General features: G+C 65.6%; 21 protein-coding genes and 1 pseudogene. 8 read left to right on the top strand and 14 right to left on the bottom strand.

Annotated elements, in window-relative coordinates:
• Nucleotides 1–8: 8 nt before the first annotated feature.
• Together CXR02_RS16645 and CXR02_RS16640 are read right to left on the bottom strand one after the other, a co-directional pair.
• On the bottom strand, nt 9–1256 hold the full coding sequence (locus tag CXR02_RS16645; protein ID WP_104062993.1) for an RNA polymerase sigma factor: 1248 nt from the start codon (nt 1254–1256) through the stop codon (nt 9–11).
• Between the two features lie 33 nt (nt 1257–1289).
• Nucleotides 1290–1709 carry a YciI family protein gene (locus CXR02_RS16640; protein WP_104062992.1) on the bottom strand — a complete coding sequence of 140 codons (420 nt, stop codon included), beginning with the start codon at nt 1707–1709 and terminating at the stop codon, nt 1290–1292.
• A 382-nt stretch (nt 1710–2091) separates the two neighbouring features.
• On the opposite strand from CXR02_RS16640, the gene CXR02_RS22665 reads away from it, so the two are divergent.
• Entirely contained in the window at nt 2092–2274 is a 183-nt protein-coding gene (locus CXR02_RS22665) for a VOC family protein (RefSeq protein ID WP_219816442.1), read from the top strand.
• A gap of 18 nt (nt 2275–2292) precedes the next feature.
• Nucleotides 2293–3060: an SDR family oxidoreductase gene (locus CXR02_RS16630; protein ID WP_104062991.1), complete on the top strand. Its 768-nt coding sequence runs from the start codon at nt 2293–2295 to the stop codon at nt 3058–3060.
• Here CXR02_RS16630 and CXR02_RS16625 read toward each other — a convergent pair.
• Together CXR02_RS16625 and CXR02_RS16620 are read right to left on the bottom strand one after the other, a co-directional pair.
• The gene (locus tag CXR02_RS16625; RefSeq protein ID WP_104062990.1) at nt 3026–4093 is read right to left on the bottom strand and encodes an FUSC family protein; all 1068 of its coding nucleotides are present in this window, start codon (nt 4091–4093) and stop codon (nt 3026–3028) included. The two genes, CXR02_RS16630 and CXR02_RS16625, sit on opposite strands and share 35 nt — an antisense overlap.
• Nucleotides 4094–4347: 254 nt before the next feature.
• A complete protein-coding gene (locus tag CXR02_RS16620) occupies nt 4348–5946 on the bottom strand; it encodes an MFS transporter (RefSeq protein ID WP_104062989.1) in 1599 nt (532 codons plus the stop codon).
• 491 nt (nt 5947–6437) lie between these two features.
• Between CXR02_RS16620 and CXR02_RS16615 the strand changes: the two genes are divergently transcribed.
• Both CXR02_RS16615 and CXR02_RS16610 read left to right on the top strand, forming a co-directional pair.
• Nucleotides 6438–6650, top strand: a complete 213-nt coding sequence (locus tag CXR02_RS16615; protein WP_056347939.1) for a hypothetical protein — start codon at nt 6438–6440, stop codon at nt 6648–6650.
• Between the two features lie 71 nt (nt 6651–6721).
• On the top strand, nt 6722–6982 hold the full coding sequence (locus CXR02_RS16610) for a hypothetical protein (protein WP_104062988.1): 261 nt from the start codon (nt 6722–6724) through the stop codon (nt 6980–6982).
• Nucleotides 6983–7109: 127 nt separating this feature from the next.
• Here the strand turns inward: CXR02_RS16610 and CXR02_RS16605 are convergent, their stop codons facing one another.
• A complete protein-coding gene (locus tag CXR02_RS16605; RefSeq protein WP_104062987.1) occupies nt 7110–9683 on the bottom strand; it encodes an ATP-dependent DNA ligase in 2574 nt (857 codons plus the stop codon).
• Nucleotides 9684–9723: 40 nt separating this feature from the next.
• On the opposite strand from CXR02_RS16605, the gene CXR02_RS16600 reads away from it, so the two are divergent.
• The gene (locus CXR02_RS16600) at nt 9724–10743 is read left to right on the top strand and encodes a Ku protein (protein ID WP_104062986.1); all 1020 of its coding nucleotides are present in this window, start codon (nt 9724–9726) and stop codon (nt 10741–10743) included.
• 72 nt (nt 10744–10815) lie between these two features.
• Here CXR02_RS16600 and CXR02_RS16595 read toward each other — a convergent pair whose 3' ends face one another.
• Nucleotides 10816–11082 (bottom strand): Rho termination factor N-terminal domain-containing protein, encoded by a 267-nt coding sequence (locus CXR02_RS16595; protein WP_104063038.1) that lies wholly within the window; start codon nt 11080–11082, stop codon nt 10816–10818.
• A 260-nt stretch (nt 11083–11342) separates the two neighbouring features.
• Here CXR02_RS16595 and CXR02_RS16590 point away from each other — a divergent pair, with 260 nt between their 5' ends.
• Both CXR02_RS16590 and CXR02_RS16585 read left to right on the top strand, forming a co-directional pair.
• On the top strand, nt 11343–12188 hold the full coding sequence (locus tag CXR02_RS16590; protein ID WP_104062985.1) for a class I SAM-dependent methyltransferase: 846 nt from the start codon (nt 11343–11345) through the stop codon (nt 12186–12188).
• Nucleotides 12188–12619, top strand: a complete 432-nt coding sequence (locus CXR02_RS16585) for an SRPBCC domain-containing protein (protein WP_104062984.1) — start codon at nt 12188–12190, stop codon at nt 12617–12619. The genes CXR02_RS16590 and CXR02_RS16585 overlap by 1 nt, the downstream gene beginning before the upstream one ends.
• Nucleotides 12620–12771: 152 nt before the next feature.
• On the opposite strand, the gene CXR02_RS16580 is transcribed toward CXR02_RS16585, so the two are convergent.
• From CXR02_RS16580 to CXR02_RS16560, 5 genes are all read right to left on the bottom strand, one after another.
• Nucleotides 12772–13050 carry an HPr family phosphocarrier protein gene (locus CXR02_RS16580; protein WP_056348975.1) on the bottom strand — a complete coding sequence of 93 codons (279 nt, stop codon included), beginning with the start codon at nt 13048–13050 and terminating at the stop codon, nt 12772–12774.
• Nucleotides 13051–13116: 66 nt separating this feature from the next.
• Entirely contained in the window at nt 13117–15144 is a 2028-nt protein-coding gene (locus CXR02_RS16575; RefSeq protein WP_104062983.1) for a fructose-specific PTS transporter subunit EIIC, read from the bottom strand.
• Between the two features lie 2 nt (nt 15145–15146).
• A complete protein-coding gene (locus tag CXR02_RS16570; RefSeq protein WP_104062982.1) occupies nt 15147–16142 on the bottom strand; it encodes a 1-phosphofructokinase family hexose kinase in 996 nt (331 codons plus the stop codon).
• Nucleotides 16139–16942 (bottom strand): DeoR/GlpR family DNA-binding transcription regulator, encoded by an 804-nt coding sequence (locus CXR02_RS16565; RefSeq protein WP_104062981.1) that lies wholly within the window; start codon nt 16940–16942, stop codon nt 16139–16141. Before CXR02_RS16565 ends, CXR02_RS16570 begins: the two co-directional genes overlap by 4 nt.
• A gap of 216 nt (nt 16943–17158) precedes the next feature.
• Entirely contained in the window at nt 17159–17416 is a 258-nt protein-coding gene (locus CXR02_RS16560; RefSeq protein ID WP_056348963.1) for a DUF6458 family protein, read from the bottom strand.
• Nucleotides 17417–17631: 215 nt separating this feature from the next.
• Between CXR02_RS16560 and CXR02_RS16555 the strand changes: the two are divergent.
• Nucleotides 17632–18223 (top strand): annotated as a pseudogene (locus CXR02_RS16555) (transposase); the annotation flags it as partial.
• A gap of 47 nt (nt 18224–18270) precedes the next feature.
• Here the strand turns inward: CXR02_RS16555 and CXR02_RS16550 are convergent.
• From CXR02_RS16550 to CXR02_RS16540, 3 genes are read right to left on the bottom strand one after another with little or no spacing between them, the layout of a single operon-like run.
• Nucleotides 18271–18702 carry a MarR family winged helix-turn-helix transcriptional regulator gene (locus tag CXR02_RS16550; protein ID WP_104062980.1) on the bottom strand — a complete coding sequence of 144 codons (432 nt, stop codon included), beginning with the start codon at nt 18700–18702 and terminating at the stop codon, nt 18271–18273.
• Nucleotides 18699–19163: a hypothetical protein gene (locus tag CXR02_RS16545; protein ID WP_146072561.1), complete on the bottom strand. Its 465-nt coding sequence runs from the start codon at nt 19161–19163 to the stop codon at nt 18699–18701. The genes CXR02_RS16550 and CXR02_RS16545 overlap by 4 nt, the downstream gene beginning before the upstream one ends.
• Nucleotides 19153–20256: a TerC family protein gene (locus tag CXR02_RS16540; RefSeq protein ID WP_104062978.1), complete on the bottom strand. Its 1104-nt coding sequence runs from the start codon at nt 20254–20256 to the stop codon at nt 19153–19155. The genes CXR02_RS16545 and CXR02_RS16540 overlap by 11 nt, the downstream gene beginning before the upstream one ends.
• Nucleotides 20257–20897 lie beyond the last annotated feature (641 nt).

Genomic DNA, 20897 nt, shown 5'->3' with positions numbered 1-20897 from the left:
CCAGGGAGTCAGCTGAGCTCGTCCACCTTGCGCTGCAGCACCGCGCGCTCGGCGGCGTTTCCGCACAGCGCCACGGCCTGGAGGAGTGCGGACCGTGCGTCGCCACGCCTGCCGAGCCGAGTGAGCATCTCGCCACGGACCGCGGGAAGCAGGTGCGAGCCCGCCAGTTCTCCGCGTGCGGCGATCGCCTCCACCAGCTCCAGTCCGTGAGCCGGGCCGGAGGCCATCGCGACGGCCACCGCACGGTTGAGTTCGACGACGGGCGACGGGGCCAGCCGGCCGAGGGCTTCGTAGAGGATGACGATCCGCTGCCAGTCCGTCTCGGCAACCGAATGAGCCACGGCGTGGCACTCAGCGATGGAAGCCTGGAGACCGTACGCACCCAACCCGCGTCCGGATCCCGCGGCCCGGGCCAGCGCCGCACGTCCGCGGCGGATCGCGGCCTGGTCCCACCGCCGTCGGTCCTGGTCTTCCAGAAGCACCGGGCGGCCCGACGCATCGAGCCGGGCCGGGAACCGCGCGGCGGTGAGTTCCATCAGCGCAATCAGCCCGAACACCTCGGGCTCCGGCGAGATGCGCACCAGTACACGGGCCAGGCGGCGGGCTTCGCCGGCCAGGTCCGTGCGGATCCATTCCGCGCCGCCCGAGGCGAACGAGCCCTCCGTGAAGATCAGGTAGATGACGTTGAGCACCGAGCTAAGACGTTCAGCCCGCTCGTGCGGCTCAGGCACCGCGAAAGGCACCTGGGCGGCGGCCAGCGTCTTCTTGGCACGGGTGATGCGTGCCTGGATCGTCGCCACCGGGACCAGGAAAGCCTTGGCAATCTCGTCGCTGCCCAGGCCGCCCACTACCCGTAGCGTCAACGCGATCCGGGCTTCCTTGGCCAGCACCGGATGGCAGGAGATGAACATCAGGGCGAGCACGTCGTCGTCGATCGCATCAGGGTCGAACAAGGCGTCCGCTCCTGGCTCCTCCGCCGAGAGGTCGCTGGCCAGCAGGGCGTACTTGTCGTCCCGTGCCGCCCGCCGGCGGAACGTATCAATCGCACGACGGCGGCCTGTGGTGAGGAGCCAGCCGGCGGGTTCGGCGGGTATCCCGTTGACGGACCAGGAGACGAGTGCTTCGGCGAGTGCCTCCTGGGCGAGATCCTCGGCCAGCGGGAAGTCGCCTGTATAGCGGGCCAGGGCGCCGACGATGCGGGCGGATTCCATCCGCCACACCGCCTCGACGGCGCCCCGAGCCTCAGCACCGCTCATTAACGGTCAGATCTGTCGGTCAGAGCTGCCTGCTCACAGCTGCCCGGTCTGCTCGCGCCAGGCGCGTTCCTTCTGGATCCATTCGTTGTCCTGCGGGAACTCGTCGATGGTGGGCACGCGGCGGATTTCGGTCTTGCGGCCGGCCGTGAGCGGCGCCCGCTTCGCCCACTCGATGGCTTCCTGCTTCGAGGCCACATCGAGGATGTAGAAGCCGCGGAACAGTTCCTTGGTTTCTCCGTAGGGGCCGTCGGTGACCACCGGTGTTTCGCCGGTGAAGTCGACCACAACTCCCTCCTTCGGATCCTCCAGGCCCTCGGCCGCCAGCAGGACGCCGGCGCGGATCAGTTCGTCATTGAACTTGCCCATGGCGTTCATCGCCTCGTCGAAGTCGACGTCCGTGAACTTCGCGAGGGACTCGTCGGTTTCCCGCATGATCAGCATGTACTTGGCCATCTCAATCTTCTCCTTGGTTGTGGAAGGTCGCCCTTCGACCTTCTCATCCATAGGTCGAATGGCGCGAGGCCGGATCGACACAAACCCAGGACTTTTTCCAACCGCTGAGCGGGCCCGCTGACTCTGGACCGGGGTGCTGTGGGGGTTTACGGTGGTTTCGTCCGGTGGACCGCACTCGACCCATCTGACTCCACCTGAAAAGGAGAAGCCATGGCCGGCGAACCAGCGTTCTTTGAAATCGGCGTCGAAGATCCCGAACGGGGCAGGGCGTTCTACGGCGCGCTCTTCGGCTGGGACTTCAGCCCCGGACCGTCCGACGAGGGGGGTCCATCATCGGCACCCCGGCATCCCGGGCGGGCTGCACGGCGGAGACAAGGGTGCGGTGCCCTACCTGTTCTTCCGGGTGGACGACATGGACGCCGCGCTGGCCCGGGTGCGTGAACTTGGCGGCTCGACGGACAGTGCGGAACTGGGCGACGAGGACCCGGCGGAGTACGGAAGATTCAAGCTCTGCAAAGATGATCAGGGCTCAACCTTCGGCCTGCACCAGCCGCCGGCGCCGTAACACGGCTAGTCTGGGCGCATGGAGACACCCACCACCGCGCTCGTAACAGGGGCAACCGCAGGGCTGGGAGCGGAGTTCGCCCGCCAGCTCGCGCAGGAAGGCCACCACATGGTGCTCGTGGCCCGCGACGCCGCCCGGCTCCAGCAGATCGCTGACGAACTCGAGCGTGATTACAGCGTTTCCACAGAGGTGCTGCCCGCCGACCTGACGGACGACGCCGGTGTGGCCGCCGTCGTCGGGCGCCTCACGGACGCTGCGCGGCCGGTTGAGGTCCTGGTGAACAATGCAGGGATCGGGCTGCTGCACTCGTTCGAAAAAAATTCCCTGGAGGACGAGAAAAGACACCTTCGCCTGCACGTGCAGACCCCCATGGAGCTCTGCCATGCTGCGCTGCAGGGGATGCTGGAGCGGCGCTCCGGCAGGATCATCAACGTGGCCAGCGTGTCGGCTTTCGCCAACCGCGGCAGCTACTCGGCTGCGAAAGCCTGGCAGGTCATCTTCAGCCGCTGGGCCAACCTTGCCTACGGACCGAGAGGCGTGCACGTCACCGCGCTGTGCCCCGGATTCACGCACACCGAATTCCATGACCGCATGGGCATGGACAAGTCGGTCGCCCCGCACTGGATGTGGCTGCGGGCGGACTGGGTGGTCCGGGACGGCCTGGCTGACAACGCCCGCGGCAAGGGCGTTTCGATCCCCACCAAACGCTACAAACTGGTGGCCGCCATCTCGCGTGTGCTGCCGGCGCGGTTTACGTCCGGGCCGCCGCGGCGTCCCAAGCAGTAGCCCTCCGCGGCGCACGGACGGCCACCACCACGGCGATACCGATCACGGCGCCCACAAAGGTCTCCACCGCGCGTTCGGTGACCAGCAAGCCCGGATCCGCGGGCGCCGCAAGCTGCGTCATAAGCAGGATCACCGGCGTGAAAAAGACCATGGCCCTGCCGTAGTGCCGCGCCATGAACAGCTCGGTGGGGAACTGGAACGCGATCACCAGCAGCGCCAGCACCGCGGCCGTGTGGCCGGGGAAATACTGCAGCGGGGACAACGGCCCAGGAAAGAGTACGACGGCGACCAACGCCAAACCGACGAACGTCCCCACGATGCGGTGGATCCCGCGGTGGACGCGGCTGGGCAGGTCGGCCCCCGCGAGCGGGACGGCGGCCGCGGCCATGGCCCAGTGCGGGTGGCCGCTGCCGCTCAGGACGCCGCAGGTTCCGGCGGCACCGACGGCCAGGACATAGCGGGCGGCGTGCACCAGCGCGGCCTGCCGGAGTTCACTGCTGGGACGCGGAACATCACGCACGGCGCCCGCCTCCCAGGCCCGGACCCGCAGCCAGCCGGCGAAGCCCACCAGGATCGAGAATGCGGCCGAGGCCGCGCCGATCAACACCGCCGTCAGGAACGGCACGCTCGTCGGGACCGAGGCGCAGGCGCCTAATGCGAGGATGCCGAAGAACGGTCCGTTGGGCTTGAGCCGCACCTTGTCAGAGAACAGGGATCCGAGGCCGGCCAGCAAGGCCTCCACGAGCACCAGCCACCAGGAGTGGATGTGGTTGACGGACAGGAACACGCCCACCGCGATGCCGCTGACCAGGACCAGTGCCGCCTGGGCCTGGTGCTTGAGGCGCAGCTGATGGGATTCCGAGCGTCCGTACATGCCGGTCAAGGCACCGAATACTGCGTACATGGTCAGCTCGGGACGGCCGATGGCCAGGAGTACCAGGGAGGGCACTGCCACGCTGAGGGCAACCCTTACGGCCGAGAGCCGGTCGTTGTTCGCCGGGCCCAGCGCGTGCAGCGTGCGGGCATGGGCCATGACTCTGCGCACAGCCAACACCACCTATCCTTTAGACCGTTGTTCGAAAATTAGCAGACGCCCGGAATGGCCACCATTAGTTGGGTCACAGCGCGTCGCTTGGGCGGGCCGGGCCGGGCGGGGCCGGGCCGGGCACGGCTAAGGCCCGCCCTGCGTGCTTCCCCCAAGGAAAGTGCGCGGGACGGGCCTTTGAGCGCGGGCTACAAGACGGCCCGGACAGGCCGGTATGTTGTTCGGTGCTTAGGCTGTGGTGCCTAGACTCCGGCCGGAACCTTAGCGGCCGCGGCATCGGTGACGTCCTGGGATTCGAACGGCATGTCGGCCAGGTCGATCAGCGGGTTCTCATCCTGGGTGGCCACGAGTTCCTTGGCCTCTGCCTGGGTGTCCACGCTGGGCATGGAGCCGGGCAGCGGACGCTTGGCTGATTCCTTCAGGAAGTAGATGGCCACAGCCCCGACGGCTGACGTCGCCATGAGGTAGTAGGCCGGCATCATGTCATCGCCGGTCGCCGTGATCAGCGCGGCCACGATGAACGGCGTAGTGCCGCCGAAGATGGCAACTGCGAAGTTGTAGGCGATACCCATGGCGCTGTACCTGTTGGCTGTCGGGAACTGTGCGGGCAATGCCGAGGCGAGGTTCGCAACATAGAACGTCACTGGGAACGCGATCAGCGAGAGGCCTGCCAGCGTGGACCAGACGTCACCGACGCCGATCAGCAGGAACGCCGGCGTAGCCAGCACTACGGTGCTGATGGCGCCGATCCAGAGGACCGGCCGGCGGCCGATGCGGTCGGACAGCTTGCCCGTCAGCGGGATGCACAAGGCCATGATGACCAGCACGGGGATGGTCAGCAGTGTGCCGTGGACGGGATCGTAGCCCTTGGACTCCGTGAGGTACGTCGGCATGTAGGACGTCAAGGCGTACCCGGCGGTGTTGGCAGCGGCCACAAGGATCATGGCCACGATGAGCGAGCGCCAATAGGCCTTGACGATTCCGACCGGACTCTTGGCGGCGTCCACGTCAGCTGCAGCGGCGGCCTGCCCGATGGATTCCTGGGCATCCAAGGTGGCCTGGAACTGAGGGGATTCCTCGATCTTGTTCCGGAAGTAGATGGCGATGAGGCCCAGCGGGCCGGCAATGAGGAAGGGTATGCGCCAGCCCCATTCCTCCATGGCTGTCTGGCCAAGGGTCAGCTGCAGGACAGAAACCAACGCCGCACCCAGGGCAAAGCCGAGGTAGCTGCCCATGTCCAGGAAGCTTGCAAAGAATCCACGGCGCTTATCCGGGGCGTATTCGCTCACGAACGTGGTGGCGCCTGCGTATTCACCGCCGGTGGAGAAGCCCTGGACAAGCTTCAGGATTACCAGCAGCGCAGCGGCCCAGATGCCGATCTGGGCGTATCCGGGCAACAGCCCGACGGCGAACGTACTGGCAGCCATAATCATCAGTGTTGCGGCGAGTACTTTCTGCCGCCCGATCTTGTCGCCGAGCCAGCCGAACACAACACCGCCGAGTGGACGGGCAATGAAGGTGGCAGCGAACGTTCCAAGCAGGAACAGCGTCTGGACGGACTTGTCGGCCTCGGGAAGGAAGACAGGTCCCATGGTGGTGATCAGGTAGCCGAATACGCCGACGTCGAACCACTCCATGGTGTTACCCACGATGGTTCCGCCGAGCGCTTTTTTCAGCATGGGCTGGTTTACAACGTTCACGTCGGACTCTTTGAGCCTGCGGCGTGCAAGGATCTTCGGTTTACGCGCACTTGGGAGTGCGTTATTTGGTGCTGCTTCGTTGGGTCGGCTGGCGCTGTTCACGCCTGCTGAAGAGTCGGTCGTGCTTCGGTCTGTGGGCATTTGGGCGACTCCTATGGAGGTCATTTGCTTGCGACTTGTAGCTGCCCCGCTCTGGGCAGGCTTTCAATTTTACGCGGATTCCATGGCAAATGAGAGTTTTATACCGTAAAGTGCCTTCCTTAGAGAGGGTTTCCAGCGGTTTTCAGGGATTTCTTTTGGCTGCTCTCGCCCCGTCATCATTGGGATTCGGACGGTTCGCCGCCATCGTTACCGAATCTTTTTGTTCACGACCCATTTTTTGTGCCATTTTTCCCCTGATTCGCGCGGAAAAGTGACGGCCGCCACGGCCGTTCGGGCACCAGTTCCGGCTGCCACCGTGCCCCTAGTACAGGCCGGAAACCGGGGGTTCACAACCGAGCCTGAAGCTGCCTATTGTTGATTCATGGGAACACTGATTTTTGAGTAGGCGGACGCCTGCGGCCTGGTACCACCGGCCCCGTCCATGCTGATCTCGTCAGACACACTGATTCTCCTCAGAAAGGTTCCACCAAATGACTGAAAACAACACTCCCAGCCAGCCCGAATCCGCGCAGGACGATGCCGAAGCCAAGGGCATCCGGGCCGGGCTGACCGAAGCGCAGCGGGCCATGCTGGCCAGCAAATCCAGGGGCGGCGACTCCGGGCTGCAGAGCGTCGGCAAGAACCACAAGCCCACCCATGTCAGCGGCAAGCAGGGCCCGGCAGAGAAGAAGGTCCGCTGGTAAATCCAGCGCCAGGACAGCACGCCAGACCTACTATTGGTAACCACTTCATTTCATTGCGGAAGGAAGAAAAAATGGCTGAAAAACATGCTGGAACAAAGATCGAACCGGAGGTCGCGGACCATCTCGCGGCAGCCATGGACACCCCGTCCATGCCGGACCCGGCCGCCATTGCGGTGACCACCGCGATGGCCGGCGAACGCCACTGGCCGGACGGAAACGGCAAGCGCCGGCACCCCAAAGAGCGGGGCACAGGCCACGGCCGCGTGGGCCAGGAAGCTGCCGTGACGGCCGTGCACCGTACGGGACGCCCGCAGATGCCTCACTCGTCCTAGAAACACCCTGGTGATGACGCGCATCTGATCTGACGACACACAAACGGCCTGGCGACACCCGAATTCGGGCGTCGACAGGCCGTTTGCGTGTCCCCGGGAAAATTTGCGCGTCGCCAACACAGCGCCACTAGCCCTCCGGCACCACTTCGTCGGCGTTCTTGTCCAGCCGCCAGCCCCGCCACACCGGATGCCTGAGCTTGCCGCTCCCCGTCCACTGGCCGAAGGTCACCTCGCCGACCAGCCTTGGCGTCACCCAATGGGCGTCCGAGGCATCCTCGCGGGGAACGTCGTCGAACGGTGACGTCTTGCGCGCCAGACCGTCCACCTTCTGCCGGAGCTCTTCCAGTTCGCGCATGCTGAACCCGCTGCCCACCCGGCCCACATACCGCAGCTTGCTGCCGTCGGGGATGCCCACCAGCAACGAACCCACCGAACCCTGCCGCCCGCCCTTGCCAGGCCGCCAGCCGCCCACCACCACTTCCTGGGTCTGCTCCAGCTTTATCTTGATCCACGTCCGGGTCCGCTGCCCGCTGACGTAGCGGCTGTCGGTCCGCTTGGCCATCACGCCCTCGAGGCCCAGCTCCCGCGCGCTCTCCAGGATGTGTTCGATCTTCTCGTCCAGGACGGCGGACAGCTCCACGGGACACTCCGACGGGTGGTGGAACTCCTCCAGCCGCTGCCGCCGCTTAGCGAAAGGCAGCAGGCGAAGGTCCCCGCGGCCGTCGGACAGCAGGTCAAAAAGCATCAACCGGACAGGGATTGCTGCGCGGGCCTTTGCGACGTCTGCCGGCCGGGTCAGTTTCATGCGTCCCTGGAGCAGTCCGAAATCGGGTCTGCCGGAAGGCCCGACGGCGATAATCTCACCGTCGCCGACGAACGGGCCCGCCGGCCAGCAGGCCCGGTCCGTCAGCTCAGGGTAGGTTGCGCTGACGTCGATTCCGTTGCGGCTGAAGACACGGACCTTCTCTTCGTCCGCGACCAGCAGGGCACGCACGCCGTCCCACTTCAGTTCGAACTGCCAGTCGCTGCCGTGAAGGTCGGCGGCGGTCCCGGACGTTGCCATCATGGGACCGAAATCCTGGGCACGCAGTGGGGAAGGCCCGGACGCGGCCGGGGAAACGTCCGCGGCAGGCTCAGCCCCGGAAGCGTCCGCCGCCGAATTCTCCGGCGCGTCCTCCACCGGTTCATCCGCGGAATCCGCCGCCGAATTATCCGCCGCGTCCTCCACCGGTTCATCCTCCACCGGAGCCCGCCGCGGATGAAAAGTGCGGTGGTCCTTGTCCATCAGGTGGATGAGCCATTGTCCTTCGGAGTCCCTGCCCTGCCCGCGGCCGGTGTGGATCAGGGCGAACTTTTTGGTGCCGCCCAGGCCGCCGCCGTCCGCGCCGGTCAGCGTGGCGATGACCTCCCGGCCGTTGATCCACTTCTCCAGTTCATACGTGCCGTGGTCCCAGATGGTCACTTCGCCGGCGCCGTACTGGCCCTTGGGAATGATGCCCTCAAACGTGGCGTAGTCCAAGGGGTGGTCCTCGGTCTGGACGGCCAGGTGGTTCTTCCCGCCGGACTCAGGGACGCCCTTCGGCAGGGCCCACGACACCAGCACCCCCTCGTGCTCCAGCCGGAAATCGAAGTGCAGCCTGCTCGCGTGGTGCTCCTGGATCACGAAGGTATCCCCGTTTCCCGAGGCGCCGGAGAACGGCTCGGGCGTCGCGTCCGGGTCCCGCATCGACCGGTAGCGCTCCAAGCGGGCGTGCGCGCCGCCGTCGTCCGTTCTCCCTTCCGGAGGGATCCCGCCGTCCCTCGGGTGCCCGGCACCGCGGGCGACGGCGGCGAACGGGTCCTTGCCCGCGTTCACCCGGCGCAGCACGGCGTTGTAGTCGAGGTGCTGGAGCTTGGGGGACCCGATCTCCTGCCAGGTCCGCGGGGCGGCCACCGTGGGCGTGAGGCGGCCGCGCAGGGAGTACGGCACGATGGTGGTTTTGGCGGCGCTGTTCTGGCTCCAGTCCACCAGCACCTTGCCTGTGCGCAGCGTCTTTTTCATGTCGCTCACGGCGAGATCCGGGTGGTCCGCTTCCAGGGCGCGGGCCAGTTCGTGCGCAAAGTCCGAGATCTGGTCGGAGGTCTGCGTTCCGTCCAGGCCCGCGTAGAGGTGGATGCCCTTGCTGCCGCTGGTCACCGGCACAGGTTCCAGGCCCACGTCCTGCAGGATGGCGCGTGCCAGCCTGGCAACCTCGGCGCATTCCTCAAGTCCGGCGCCGTCGCCGGGATCGAGGTCCAGGACCAAGCGGTCCGGGTTCAGCTGCTTGCCGTGGGAGTCCACCTGCCACTGCGGGACATGGATTTCCAGCGAATTGATCTGGCCGAACCAGGTGAGCGTGGCGGGATCATTCACCATCGGGTAGTAGATGGTCCGGTCCTTGTGCGTGATGGCGGCGCGGGGGAGCCAGCCCGGCGCTGAATCCTCCAGGTTCTTCTGGAAAAACACCTCGCCGGGATGCCCGGCGGTGCCCACCCCGTTGACCCATCGCTTGCGGGTGGCGGGCCGGTTGGCCGCGGCGGGAATCAGCACATGGGCCACGGCGGCGTAATAGGCCAGGACATCGGCCTTGGTGGTGCCGGTCTCCGGGTAGATGATTTTGTCCAGGTTGGTGAGGGTGAGTTCCCGCCCGGCAACCCTGACGCGCTCCTTAGGGCCGGCCATGGGTCTTCACCTCCGGCCCCGCGTGATGTTCACTTGAGGGATGAGAGCCATCTGGAAAGGTGCCATCGCGTTTGGCCTCGTCAACGTGCCCGTGAAGGTCTACAGCGCCACCGAGGACCACGACATCAGCCTCCACCAGGTCCACAATGCCGACGGCGGCCGGATCCGGTACCAGCGCCGCTGTGAGGTGTGCAGCAAAATCATCGACTATTCGGACATCGACAAGGCGTTTGAGGACGAGGGCCGGACGGTGGTCCTGTCCAAGGACGAGCTCAAATCCATCCCGGCGGAGAACAGCCACGAGATCGAGGTGGTCCAGTTTGTTCCGTCGGAGCAGCTGGAACCGATGATGTTCGAGAAGAGCTATTACCTGGAGCCGGATTCCAAGTCGCCCAAGGCCTATGTCCTGCTGCGCCGGGCGCTCGAGGATACGGACCGTGTGGCCATCGTCCAGTTCGCCCTGCGCGAGAAGACACGGCTGGGGGCGCTGCGCATCAAGGACGAGGTGCTGGTGCTGCAGTCCCTGCTGTGGCCCGACGAGGTCCGGGACGCCAGCTTCCCTGCGCTGGACACGTCCATCCGGATTTCCGCCCAGGAACGCGAAATGTCCGCCGCCCTCGTGGAGTCCATGGCCGCGGATTTCGAACCCGAGCACTTCACCGATGACTACCAGGTGCAGCTCCGGAAGCTCATCGAGGCCAAGCTGGAGAAGGGCGATTCGCTCGACACCGACGAAACGTTCGGCGCCGAAGCGGGCGGGGGCGGCAACGGCGAGGTCATCGACCTGATGGAGGCGCTGAAGCGCAGCCTGGAGCGGAAGCGCGGCAGCGGTAAGCCTGCCGCCTCTGAGGATGCGGATTCCGAGGACGCGGACGACGCCGGCACAGGAGAAAGTGCCGACAGTTCCGGCGGGAAGGCTCCCGCCAAAGCCGGTGCCAAGACTGCGGGGACGGGGACATCGAGTGCCAAGACGGCTGCGGCGAAATCCTCCGGGACCAAAACCGCCGCCTCGAATCCTGCGGCGAAGGCCACCACCACGCGGGCGCGCAAGGGTGCTTGATGCGGTCCGCGAAAAAGCGGACCGGGAATGCGTAGGCCGCGAGCACGCTGTGTTGGTGGGGATGGCAGCCGCCTAGGAGTTCCGCAGGGCGGAGATAAGCTCGCTCTTCTTTTTGGCTGAGTAGCCGGTGAGGCCTATTTCCCTGGCTTTGGCCTTGAGCTGCGGGACGGTCCAGTCCTCGTAGTCGCCGGATTTCCCGCCCTTGCGGCCCACCGCGGAGCGGCCTTTCTTGGCGGCCGCGTTCGAGATACGGGCGGCTTTCTGCTTGGACGCGCCGTCCTCGCGCAGTTCCTCGTAGAGTTCAGGATCTTTCAGGCTCGGGTTCTTCTTGCCGGGCATGTCGTCCTCCTTCACCGGGGCCGGGAAATCCTGGACGCCGTGGCGCCGTAATGGCTGGTCAGGCTTCCACGCTAATTCCGGGGTTGGGGAAACACAAGGAAACCCTAAGTTTGCTTGCTTCCGCGCCGAGTCCTAGCCCCAGACGCTTTACAGCCCGCCCCGCTGCGGCCACAATGGGTCGCATTGCAGCCCTGTGCAACAGCGTGCTGTCACTCGAAGCCTGTCAAGGGAAAAGCCTGCCAAAGGAGAGGGGCGCCACCATGAATGACAACGTGGACGTAGACGAGGCAGACCGGGCTCTGAAGCAAAAGCACCGGGCCATGTGGGCTTCAGGGGATTACCCCGCGCTGGCCAGTGAGATGCTCCTGGATCTCGGAGCCATCCTGGTGGATGCGTGCGGAGTCAAAGCCAAGCAGCGTGTTCTGGACGTCGCTACGGGTTCCGGCAATGCGGCCATCCCCGCTGCCATGATGGGTGCCCAGGTGATTGCCAGTGATCTGACTCCGGAGCTGTTCGATGCCGGGCGCCGGCAGGCTGCCGACCGCGGCGTAGAGCTGGAGTGGATGGAAGCAGACGCCGAGGCCCTGCCGTTCGAGGAGGACAGATTCGACGTGGTGACGTCCTGCCTGGGTGTGATGTATGCGCCGCACCACCAGGCCGGAGCGGACGAAATCGTCCGGGTGTGCAAACCCGGCGGCACGATCGGCCTGCTCAGCTGGACGCCCGAAGGCTTCATCGGAAGGATGTTTGCCACCATGAAGCCGTTCGCGCCGCCGCCCCCGCCCGGAGCCCAGCCGCCGCCGCTGTGGGGCAGTGAAGACCACGTGCGGGAACTCTTCGGCGACAGGATCACCGATATCCAGGCGAAAAAGCGCACGCTGGCCATCCGCAGTTTCCACCAGCCGGAGGACTTCCTGCGGTACTTCAAGTCCCACGACGGTCCCACCATCTCGGTCTACAAGTTCATCGGCGACGACCGGGAGAAGGCACAGGCACTGGACAAAGCCCTCACCGAACTGGCCGATTCGTTTGGCGAGGCCCACGGTGATGCCGTATGGCAAATGGAATGGGAATATCTGCTGTTGACCGCCAAGGAGGCCCGGTAGTGCCCGGGAACCTTGTGGCCACATCCACCATCACTATTGGTGCTCCGGCGGAGCGCGTCTGGAAGGTCATCACCGATCCGGCCGCCGTGAAGGAATTCATGTTCGGCGCGGACCTGGAGACGGATTGGACGGAGGGCAGCCCCATCGCGTGGCGTGGCGAGTGGGAAGGCAAGCCCTACGAGGATAAGGGCAAGATCCTCGAGGTGGATCCCGGCCGGAAACTGGTCCACACGCACTTCAGTCCGCTGGGCGGTCAGGAAGACAAGCCGGAAAATTACCACACGCTCACCTGGACCCTCGAGGACCAGGACGGTGCAACAACGCTCACGCTCTCACAGGACAACAACGCCAACGAAGACGCGGCGGAGCACTCCAAGGGCATGTGGGACATACTCGTGGCGGATGTCAAGAAGATCGCCGAACGCGGTTAACCACCCCAACTAGGTCGCACTTAACGTCGTGAAACCGCCGAATGACGACGTTATGTGCGACCCAGTTGGGTGGGGCCTTAAGAACCAGCGGCCGCCGTCGCACCTTCCCCAAAGAGGGGACAGGCGCGACGGCGGCCGCGGGCGTGAAGCCGCTACTCGGCGTCGTGATCCGTTTCCAGGATCTGGACCAGGCGCGCCAGGGCGTCATCCGCGCCGGTACCTTCGGCGCGGAGCACCACAACGTCGCCGTGGGCGGCACCCAGGCTCATGAGGGACAGGATGCTCGCGGCGTCCATTGCCTCATCGACAGGCTCGCCCTGGCGGGCGATGGTGATGTCCAGGTCGAACTCGCCGGCGGCCTCCGCAAAGATGGCGGCGGGGCGGGCGTGCAGGCCTACGCGGCTGGCGACGGTTGCGGTGCGTTCTGACATTCTTGCTCCTTTGTCTTTCGGCGCCTGTTGGTTCAGCGCCGTGGATCGTTGTTTGGTAAGGCGGGGTCAGACCGTTGCGGGAACGGTCTCCACGGTAGCAGCGGGCTCGCGGACGGCCCAGCGCTTGAGGGCGATGACTGCCAGCGCGCTGACCACGGTTCCGGCCAGGATGGCGACGATGAACATGATCAGGTTGCCGATGGCGAAGAACACGAAGATACCGCCGTGGGGTGCCTGCGACGTAACGCCGGTGGCCATGCAGAGGGCTCCGGTGAGGGCACCGCCCACCATGCTGGCGGGGATGACGCGCAGCGGGTCCGCCGCGGCGAACGGGATGGCACCTTCGGAGATGAAGGACGCGCCCAGCAGCCAGGCCGCTTTGCCGTTTTCACGCTCAGCCAGGCTGAAGAGCTTCTTGTCGAGCACGGTGGCCAGGGCCATCGCCAGCGGCGGGACCATGCCGGCAGCCATGACGGTTGCCATGATCTGCCACGGCGCCTGGTTGGTGGCGCTGCCGGCGCTCAGGCCGGCAACAGCGAACGCGTAAGCAACCTTGTTGACCGGGCCGCCGAGGTCGAAGCACATCATGAGGCCGAGGATGATTCCGAGGACGACGGCGGACGCGCCGGTCATGCCCGACAGCCAGGAGTTCAGTGCGGTGGTGAGTCCGGCGATGGGGCCGCCGAGAACCAGGAACATCAGGCCGGAGGCAAAGATTGAAGCCAGCAGCGGGATGATCACCACGGGCATCAGGCCGCGGAGCCAGCGCGGCACCTGCCACGTCCCGATCAGATGGGCCATGTAGCCCGCGAGCAGGCCGCCCACGATGCCGCCGAGGAAGCCTGCCCCCATGAACCCTGCGACGGCGCCGGCAACAAAGCCGGGCGCAATGCCTGGACGGTCGGCGATCGCGTAAGCGATGTAGCCGGCCAGTGCGGGAACCAGGAAGCCCATGGACAGGGCGCCGATCTTGAACATGACCGCGCCAAGGTAGATCGCGAGTCCGCCTTCGGGCAGGTTGCCGAAGTTGTTCTCCACCACCACCTTGTCAGCGACGCCCGTGATGTCGTAGCCGCCCAGGAGGAAGCCCAGGGCGATCAGCAGGCCGCCACCGGCGACGAACGGGATCATGTAGCTGACGCCCGTGAGCAGGGCCTTCTTCAGCTTCTGGCCGATGTGCTCGCCCTTTTCCATGGCCGCATTATCAGCCTGTTCCTCGGCACCGAAATGCGGAACCCGGCGTGCGTTCGGGTTGTCAGCCGCGGCGAGAGCCTCCTGGACCATCTTGGCGGGCTCGTCGATGCCGCGCTTGACGGGGGCGTTGATGACGGGCTTGCCGGCAAAGCGCTCCTTGCCGCGGACATCCACGTCCACCGCGAAAATCACGGCGTCAGCGGCGGCAATGACCGCCGGGTCCAGGGGCTTGGCGCCGGAGGATCCCTGGGTCTCCACCTGCAGGTCCACGCCCATTTCCTGGGCAGCGGCAACCAGTGAATCGGCGGCCATGTAGGTGTGGGCGATGCCGGTGGGGCACGCGGTCACTGCCACCAGGCGCTTCGGCCGGGCCGCAGACGCGCCGGCCCCGGCAGCGGCGGCATCAGGAACAGCATCGGTAGATGCTGGAGCGGCGTGGGATGCCGGCTTGTCCGCCAGGGCGCCGTCCACCAATTCCACGATTTCCTCGCGGGAAGACGCCGCACGCAAGGCCGCAGTGAAGTCCTTCTTGATCAGGGACCGGGCTAGCTTGGACAGCAGCTTCAGGTGCTCCTGGTCTGCGCCTTCGGGGGCGGCGATGAAGAAGATCAGGTCCGCAGGGCCGTCCTTGGCGCCGAAGTCCACCTTGGGGTTAAGGCGGGCCATGGCCAGTGTGGGTTCGAGGACGGCGGCTGAGCGGCAGTGCGGGATGGCAATGCCGCCCGGGATGCCGGTCGCTGTCTTCTGCTCGCGGGCGAAGGCGTCGGCGAAGAGGCCTTCAACTTCTGACGCGCGGCCGGTGGCAGCAACTTTGCTGGCCAGGTGCCGGATCACGTCCTCGGGCGAGGTGCCCAGGTTCTGGTCGAGCTCGACCAGTTCGATGGTGATGAGCTGAGTCACTGTCAATCCTTTCGAAGGGCCGTGATGGTTACGGCTTCCGGGGTGGTTTGGTGGACTGCCGGGACAGTGGAACCCGGCAGCGAAGCGGCGGCGGCACCATGTGCCACAGCCTGACGGAGGCAATCGGCCGGGGCGGCGCCCTGGCCGTGGGCGAGCAGATAGCCAGCCAGCGATGAATCGCCCGCGCCGACAGTACTGACCGCGGCGACCGGCGGATGCGTGGCCAGCCACGCGCCGTCGGCCGTTACAAGGACAGCTCCCTTGGATCCGAGAGTTGCCAGCACAGCACCCACACCGGAACGCACGACGGCGGCGGCGGCCGCTGCGGCGGCCACCGGATCCGCTTCAAGTTCGTCTGCGGTGGACGCCGTGGCGAAGCCGGCTGCAGCAGCCAGTTCCGCCAGTTCCTCGGCGTTGGGTTTGAGGAGGTCCGGTTTCCCGGACACACCGTCCGCCGAAGCATCAGCTACGGCAGCGACGAGCGGAGCGCCGGACGAGTCCACGGCGATGAGCGGCGTGCCGCCGTTGGCTGCCGCCCGCAACCGCCGCGTGACGGTGGCGTAGAAGTCGGCCGGGAAGCCGGGAGGCAGGGAACCGGCCAGGACCACCCAGCTGGCGCCGCGGGCGCGTTCCAGCAGCAGGCCGATCAGGGCTTCCTGCTGGACTCCATCCATGATGGGGCCGGGCTCGTTGATCTTGGTGGTCACGCCACCCGGCTCGGTCAGCGCCACGTTGGTTCGCAGCGGCTCGTCGATGGGGAGGGCTGCAAACGGCACGCCATCGTGGAGCAGCCCGGCGAGGACGGGATCACTCGCGGCGCCCGGGAGCACCGCGATGGTCTCCAGGCCGGAGGCAACCAGGGCGCGGGAGACGTTGACGCCCTTGCCGCCGGATTCCTGGCTGACCGAGACGGCGCGCTGGACTTCGCCGCGTTCCAGGGGTCCGGGCAGGGCCACCGTGCGGTCCAGGCTGGGGTTGGCCGTGAAGGTGACGATCACGCGATCACCACGTCGACGCCGGCCTCGGTCAGGGCTGCCGCCAGTTCGGGGCTGGGCTCGCTGTCTGTAATCAAGGTGTCCAGATCTTTCAGGGAGGCGAACTGGACCAGGGTTTCTGCGTCCAGCTTGGAGGAATCGGCCAGCACCACGATGCGGCGTGCCGAATGGACGAAGGCTGCCTTGACGGCGGCTTCTTCAGGATCGGGCGTGCTGAGGCCAAAGGCGGGGTGGATGCCATTGGTGCCGATGAAGGCGATGTCCGGGCGCATCCGCTGCGCGGCCTCCACTGTTGACTGCCCCACGGCGGCCTGGGTGAGGCCCCGCACACGGCCGCCCAGGATCTGGAGGGCGATTCCGGGAGTGCTGGACAGTTTGGCTGCGATGGGAACGGCGTGCGTGATGACCACCAGTTCGGCTCCAGTTTCGCCGGCGGAAGGTTCGACGGCGGCGCGGCGGGAGAGGAGGTCGGCCAACGCTTCGGTGGTGGAACCGGCGTCGAGCAGGATGCTGCCGGACGTGGCCTGGGGGATGAGGGCCAGGGCAGCCTGCGCGATGCGCATCTTCTGGTCCGGGCGCTGGATGGTCCGTTCGGTGATGCTTTCCTCGGTGGTGCTGAAGCGGTCGGCCGCAACTGCTCCGCCGTGGACCCGCCGCACCGTGCCGGTGGTTTCGAGGGTGGCGAGGTCGCGGCGGACGGTTTCGGTGGTGATGCGGAAGCGCTCCGCCAGCATGGTCACGCTGACCCGGCCCGTGCCGGCGACTAGCTCGGCAATCTTCTGCTGGCGCTCCTCGGCGAACACGTACCCTCCATTGCGTAAAGTGCTGAATCCCAGCGGCTGTGAAGTCCAGTGACTGGCATCACATGATGTTGAATTACTTGACTTTATCTTCGCTTATGTTGGTTTGTCAATGGAAACCCACATGAAACAAAGTTCGCAGGCCGGGTTTTCGCGCGGAAACGGAAAAGCCGGGCCGGACCTGTGTGGTCCGGCCCGGCGTCCGGGTGGTTGTGGAGCCTAGATGCCGCCGTCGCGGCTTTCGTTCCGGGTGATGCGCTCGCCGGTGTTGGGATCAACCACCGAACGGGTTTCGCTGACGCGGCGGCTGCGGCCCGGTGAGGCCAGGATGAGGGAGGCGATCAGTCCGATCACACCAACGGCCATCAGGATGTAGCCCACCATGACCTGGTCTATGAAGGGGATGAGTCCCGGGGCGACGGCCCAGGCCAGGATGGCGCCGAGTGCAATAAGGAAGATGGAGGAACCGATTCTCATGACTTGCTCCTTGTTGTCCGCTGATCTTGGAGGGGTGGTACACGCGCGGCAGCATCCTGTGCGACGCACTTGCTAAGCATGCTTTCCAGCGTCAGGCTACCTTATGTGTCCGGTGTTGGGCGGAACGCTGGCTTCAAATCCCGAGCCGCGCCCGGCTCCCCAGTGCCGGTAGACCCAGTCGAAGTTCTCCGCGGCCTTCCGGGAGAGCGATCGGCGCCCGCTCGTCCGCCGTGGTCGCCCAGGCCGCCATCGACGCCGCCAAATCCCAGGAGACCGCTGTCCCGGCACAGCACATCGGGGAGCTGATCGTCGCGGCCCTCGCCCAGGAAATCATCGCCCTGGACAAAGACTTGGATGCCTTGATGCGCTGATCAGTGAGAAGGTCACCGAACACCGGAACGCCGAGACCCTGCTCAGCATGCCCTGCTTCGGACCCGTCCTTACCGCTGAGTTCCTCGGCGCCACTGGAGGTGACCTCACCGTCTTTCGGACTGCGGATCGGTTCGCCCGCGTCGCCGGACACGCACCAGCACCCCGGGACTCCGGGAGGATAACCGGCAATGAGCCGCCCGGGCCCGCCGCTACGACCGCCGGCTCCTGCGTGTCTTCTACCTCTCCGGCCTCTCGGCGCTGAAAAGCTGCCCCGCATCGCGGGTCTACTACGACCGCAAACGCACCGAAGGTAAAACCCACATCCAGGCAATGCTCTCCTTGGCCCGCCGCAGACTAAACGTCCTCTGGGCCATGCTGCGCGACGGCACCACCTACACACCGGTCCCGGTCTCGACAGCACGGCTGGCCGCCTGACAAGCGGCTACAGGCCGTGGTGAACGCGATCATTCGAATGCGCGAAATTAGGTTGCGGGATACCGTTTCCGGGGGCGGTCATGCGGTCGGGATGAACGAATGTCCTGGGGTGGCTCCGCCGCGGTTGAGGGCGGGGGGTCTGCGAAGAGGCCGATCAGTCCGTCGACTTCCCTGGTTGCTGTGGCGGGGTGCCGGAAGTGCTGGTGGGGTTCAATGGCATAGCGGGTTCGTCGTCCGTCCCGGCTGCGGTGCAGGTATCCGCTGGCTTCGAGATCCTTGAGGATTTGCAGGGTCGATCGTGGTGTGATCCCGACCTTCTCGGCGATGTCTTTCACGCGGGCGTCAGGGTCTGTTGCCACCGCCAGCAGGACGTGGCCGTGGTTCGTGAGAAAGGTCCATGTTGGGCGCAAAGGTGTTGGCGGTGCTGCAGGAAGCGGTGGTTGCAGGCCACTTTCCGGAACTGGCGGCGGGATTGTCATGGTTGCTCCTCGCTGACGTCTCCGATGGCGCCCGCATGCCTGTCGGGACGCAGGCGCTGGGCCTTCGTGATGATCGTTCCACCATCTTGCCTGATTGGAGTTACGAGGATGAAAGCGCGGATTCGCCGTGCGGCGGCCTTGGTGCTTTTCAGCGAGGCGCCTCCGGTGGTCCCTGCTTGTGTGAAAAGACAGGGAACCGCCCGGACTTGGAAATCGCTCGCGGTACTTTCGAGCACCGGCCGGACCCGGGCAGCGATCGCCTCTGCTTCTGCAGTCTGCCGGATGGCTGCGAGCCGGTGGGTGAGGGGGTTGAGGCTGAATCCGGTCCGTTCCACGGGCACCAGGAGTATCAGGGGCCTGCCCTCCATCATGGCCAGCGCCGCTGCGCGCCGCGCAGTCTCAGGGGCTCCTGCCCCATCAAGTATCAGTGCCGCCACCGGGCGGACCGGTTCATCTTTCATGCGCGTCACCCTTTGTGGGTGAGTGCGGGTCCGCGTCTGATTTCTCGGCGTCGCCCTGTTGGTGTGTTGAGGTGGCTTTCGTGCCACGGCGTCTGCCCCATAGTGGTTCCAGGGCCACGATCTCCTCGGGTGATGTGGTTCCGAAGGGGGAGTGCGCCGGCCCCTCGGGAGCCCGGCGTTCTTGGCCGCGGGTGGCCCAGAGGCTGACGCCGATGGACACACCGAGGATGGTGGCGATGACGGCCAGGGACAGTGGGGTGGGGATGTAGTAGATGTCGATTTTGAGGAGCATTTTGATGCCGACCCAGATCAGGACGAGCGCGAGTCCGATCTTGAGGTAGATGAAGCGGTGGATCATGTCAGCGAGCAGGAAGTACATGGCCCGCAGGCCCAGGATAGCGAAGGCGTTGGCGGTGAAGACCAGGAACACTTCGTCGGTGACGGCGAAGATCGCGGGGATGGAGTCCACGGCGAAGATGATGTCCGTGACCTCGATGAGGACCAGCACCGCGAGTAACGGGGTGGCCAGCAAGATGCCGTTTTTGCGGATCAGGAACCGCTGGCCGTGGAAGTCGTTCGTCATGGGCACGCGCCGGCGGAAGAGTTTCAGTGCCCGGGACTTTGCCGGGTCAAGCATGTCGTTGCGGTGGCGGATCATCCGGTAGCCGGTGATGAGCAGGAACGCCGCGAATATGTATAGCACCCACTCGGCGCTGGCGATGATGGCGGAGCCCGCCGCGATGAAAATGCCCCGGAAGATCAGGGCGCCCAGGACCCCGAAGAACAGCACCCGGTGCTGGTACTCGCGGGGGACGGCAAAGTACGTGAAAATGATCGCCCAGATGAACACGTTGTCCACTGCGAGGGACTTCTCGATCAGGTATCCGGCGAAGTACTGCTGGCCAAACTCCGCACCGTAGACCTGCCATATCAGGACGCCGAAGCCAACACCGAAGGCGACCCAGACGGCGGACCAGAGCGCGGCTTCCCGGACACGGATGACGTGCGCTTTGCGGTGCGCGAACAGGTCCACGGCAAGCATCAGGACAATAAAGGCAAGAACGGCCAGCCAGGCCCAAAAAGGAACATTCATCAGGGAGTACCCGCTTCCAGTCAGTTCAAACCAACTGGAGGTCTTTCCCGGTCCCAAGGGACCTGTCCCGCCGGGCCGCTCAGGGTCGGCCGTACTGACGACGGGACATTCGGGGGATACTCCCCTCCACACAATTAGTGAAGCATGCTTCATCTATTACGGCAACGGGTGGTCGTTGGCCTGGCTAGCCCCGACGCCCCAGGGATTACTGCAGACTTGCCGGCTAAGACACTAGAACACTGGCTACGACAGTCGCAGCGGCAATGCAGGTGCTCCTGAACGGCGGGTGACGGACGCCCTCGTTGCCCAGCTTCGCTCAGACAGCGCCGAGGTAGTTCGCGGGCCTCGCTGTGCTCGGGCAGTACAAGCTCTTTTGTCTTTTTTGCTGCTGTCCGTTGGATCTTACGTGACCGCTCCATCGGCGCAACCGTCCTGCGGACGGCCGCGCAGCAGATGGATTGGCTTCGGCGCTGCGCTGATTTCCTCACACAATCCATCCGCTGCTTGCCCTTCGGGTTGCCCCGGTTCCGTCGTGCACAGCTACGCGATGCTCCGCCAGCAGGCAAAAAACATGGTGGGGAGAGGGAAGCCGGCAGGTCAGGCACCTGCCCCGCCCGAGTGAAACGGAGCATCACCTCATG

Source organism: Arthrobacter sp. 4R501 (assembly GCF_002929755.1).
In the GTDB taxonomy this organism is placed as follows: domain Bacteria; phylum Actinomycetota; class Actinomycetes; order Actinomycetales; family Micrococcaceae; genus Arthrobacter.
Note: the sequence above shows the minus strand (reverse complement) of the source record. Positions and strands in the feature narration are given on the sequence as shown.

Excerpts from the sequence above, each read along its gene's own strand:
- CXR02_RS16645 (WP_104062993.1), bottom strand. The coding sequence starts at position 1,256 with ATGAGCGGTGCTGAGGCTCGGGGCGCCGTCGAGGCGGTGTGGCGGATG.
- CXR02_RS16640 (WP_104062992.1), bottom strand. The coding sequence starts at position 1,709 with ATGGCCAAGTACATGCTGATCATGCGGGAAACCGACGAGTCCCTCGCG.
- CXR02_RS16630 (WP_104062991.1), top strand. The coding sequence starts at position 2,293 with ATGGAGACACCCACCACCGCGCTCGTAACAGGGGCAACCGCAGGGCTG.
- CXR02_RS16625 (WP_104062990.1), bottom strand. The coding sequence starts at position 4,093 with ATGGCCCATGCCCGCACGCTGCACGCGCTGGGCCCGGCGAACAACGAC.
- CXR02_RS16620 (WP_104062989.1), bottom strand. The coding sequence starts at position 5,946 with ATGCCCACAGACCGAAGCACGACCGACTCTTCAGCAGGCGTGAACAGC.
- CXR02_RS16615 (WP_056347939.1), top strand. The coding sequence starts at position 6,438 with ATGACTGAAAACAACACTCCCAGCCAGCCCGAATCCGCGCAGGACGAT.
- CXR02_RS16610 (WP_104062988.1), top strand. The coding sequence starts at position 6,722 with ATGGCTGAAAAACATGCTGGAACAAAGATCGAACCGGAGGTCGCGGAC.
- CXR02_RS16605 (WP_104062987.1), bottom strand. The coding sequence starts at position 9,683 with ATGGCCGGCCCTAAGGAGCGCGTCAGGGTTGCCGGGCGGGAACTCACC.
- CXR02_RS16600 (WP_104062986.1), top strand. The coding sequence starts at position 9,724 with ATGAGAGCCATCTGGAAAGGTGCCATCGCGTTTGGCCTCGTCAACGTG.
- CXR02_RS16595 (WP_104063038.1), bottom strand. The coding sequence starts at position 11,082 with ATGCCCGGCAAGAAGAACCCGAGCCTGAAAGATCCTGAACTCTACGAG.
- CXR02_RS16590 (WP_104062985.1), top strand. The coding sequence starts at position 11,343 with ATGAATGACAACGTGGACGTAGACGAGGCAGACCGGGCTCTGAAGCAA.
- CXR02_RS16580 (WP_056348975.1), bottom strand. The coding sequence starts at position 13,050 with ATGTCAGAACGCACCGCAACCGTCGCCAGCCGCGTAGGCCTGCACGCC.
- CXR02_RS16560 (WP_056348963.1), bottom strand. The coding sequence starts at position 17,416 with ATGAGAATCGGTTCCTCCATCTTCCTTATTGCACTCGGCGCCATCCTG.
- CXR02_RS16550 (WP_104062980.1), bottom strand. The coding sequence starts at position 18,702 with ATGACAATCCCGCCGCCAGTTCCGGAAAGTGGCCTGCAACCACCGCTT.
- CXR02_RS16545 (WP_146072561.1), bottom strand. The coding sequence starts at position 19,163 with ATGAAAGATGAACCGGTCCGCCCGGTGGCGGCACTGATACTTGATGGG.
- CXR02_RS16540 (WP_104062978.1), bottom strand. The coding sequence starts at position 20,256 with ATGAATGTTCCTTTTTGGGCCTGGCTGGCCGTTCTTGCCTTTATTGTC.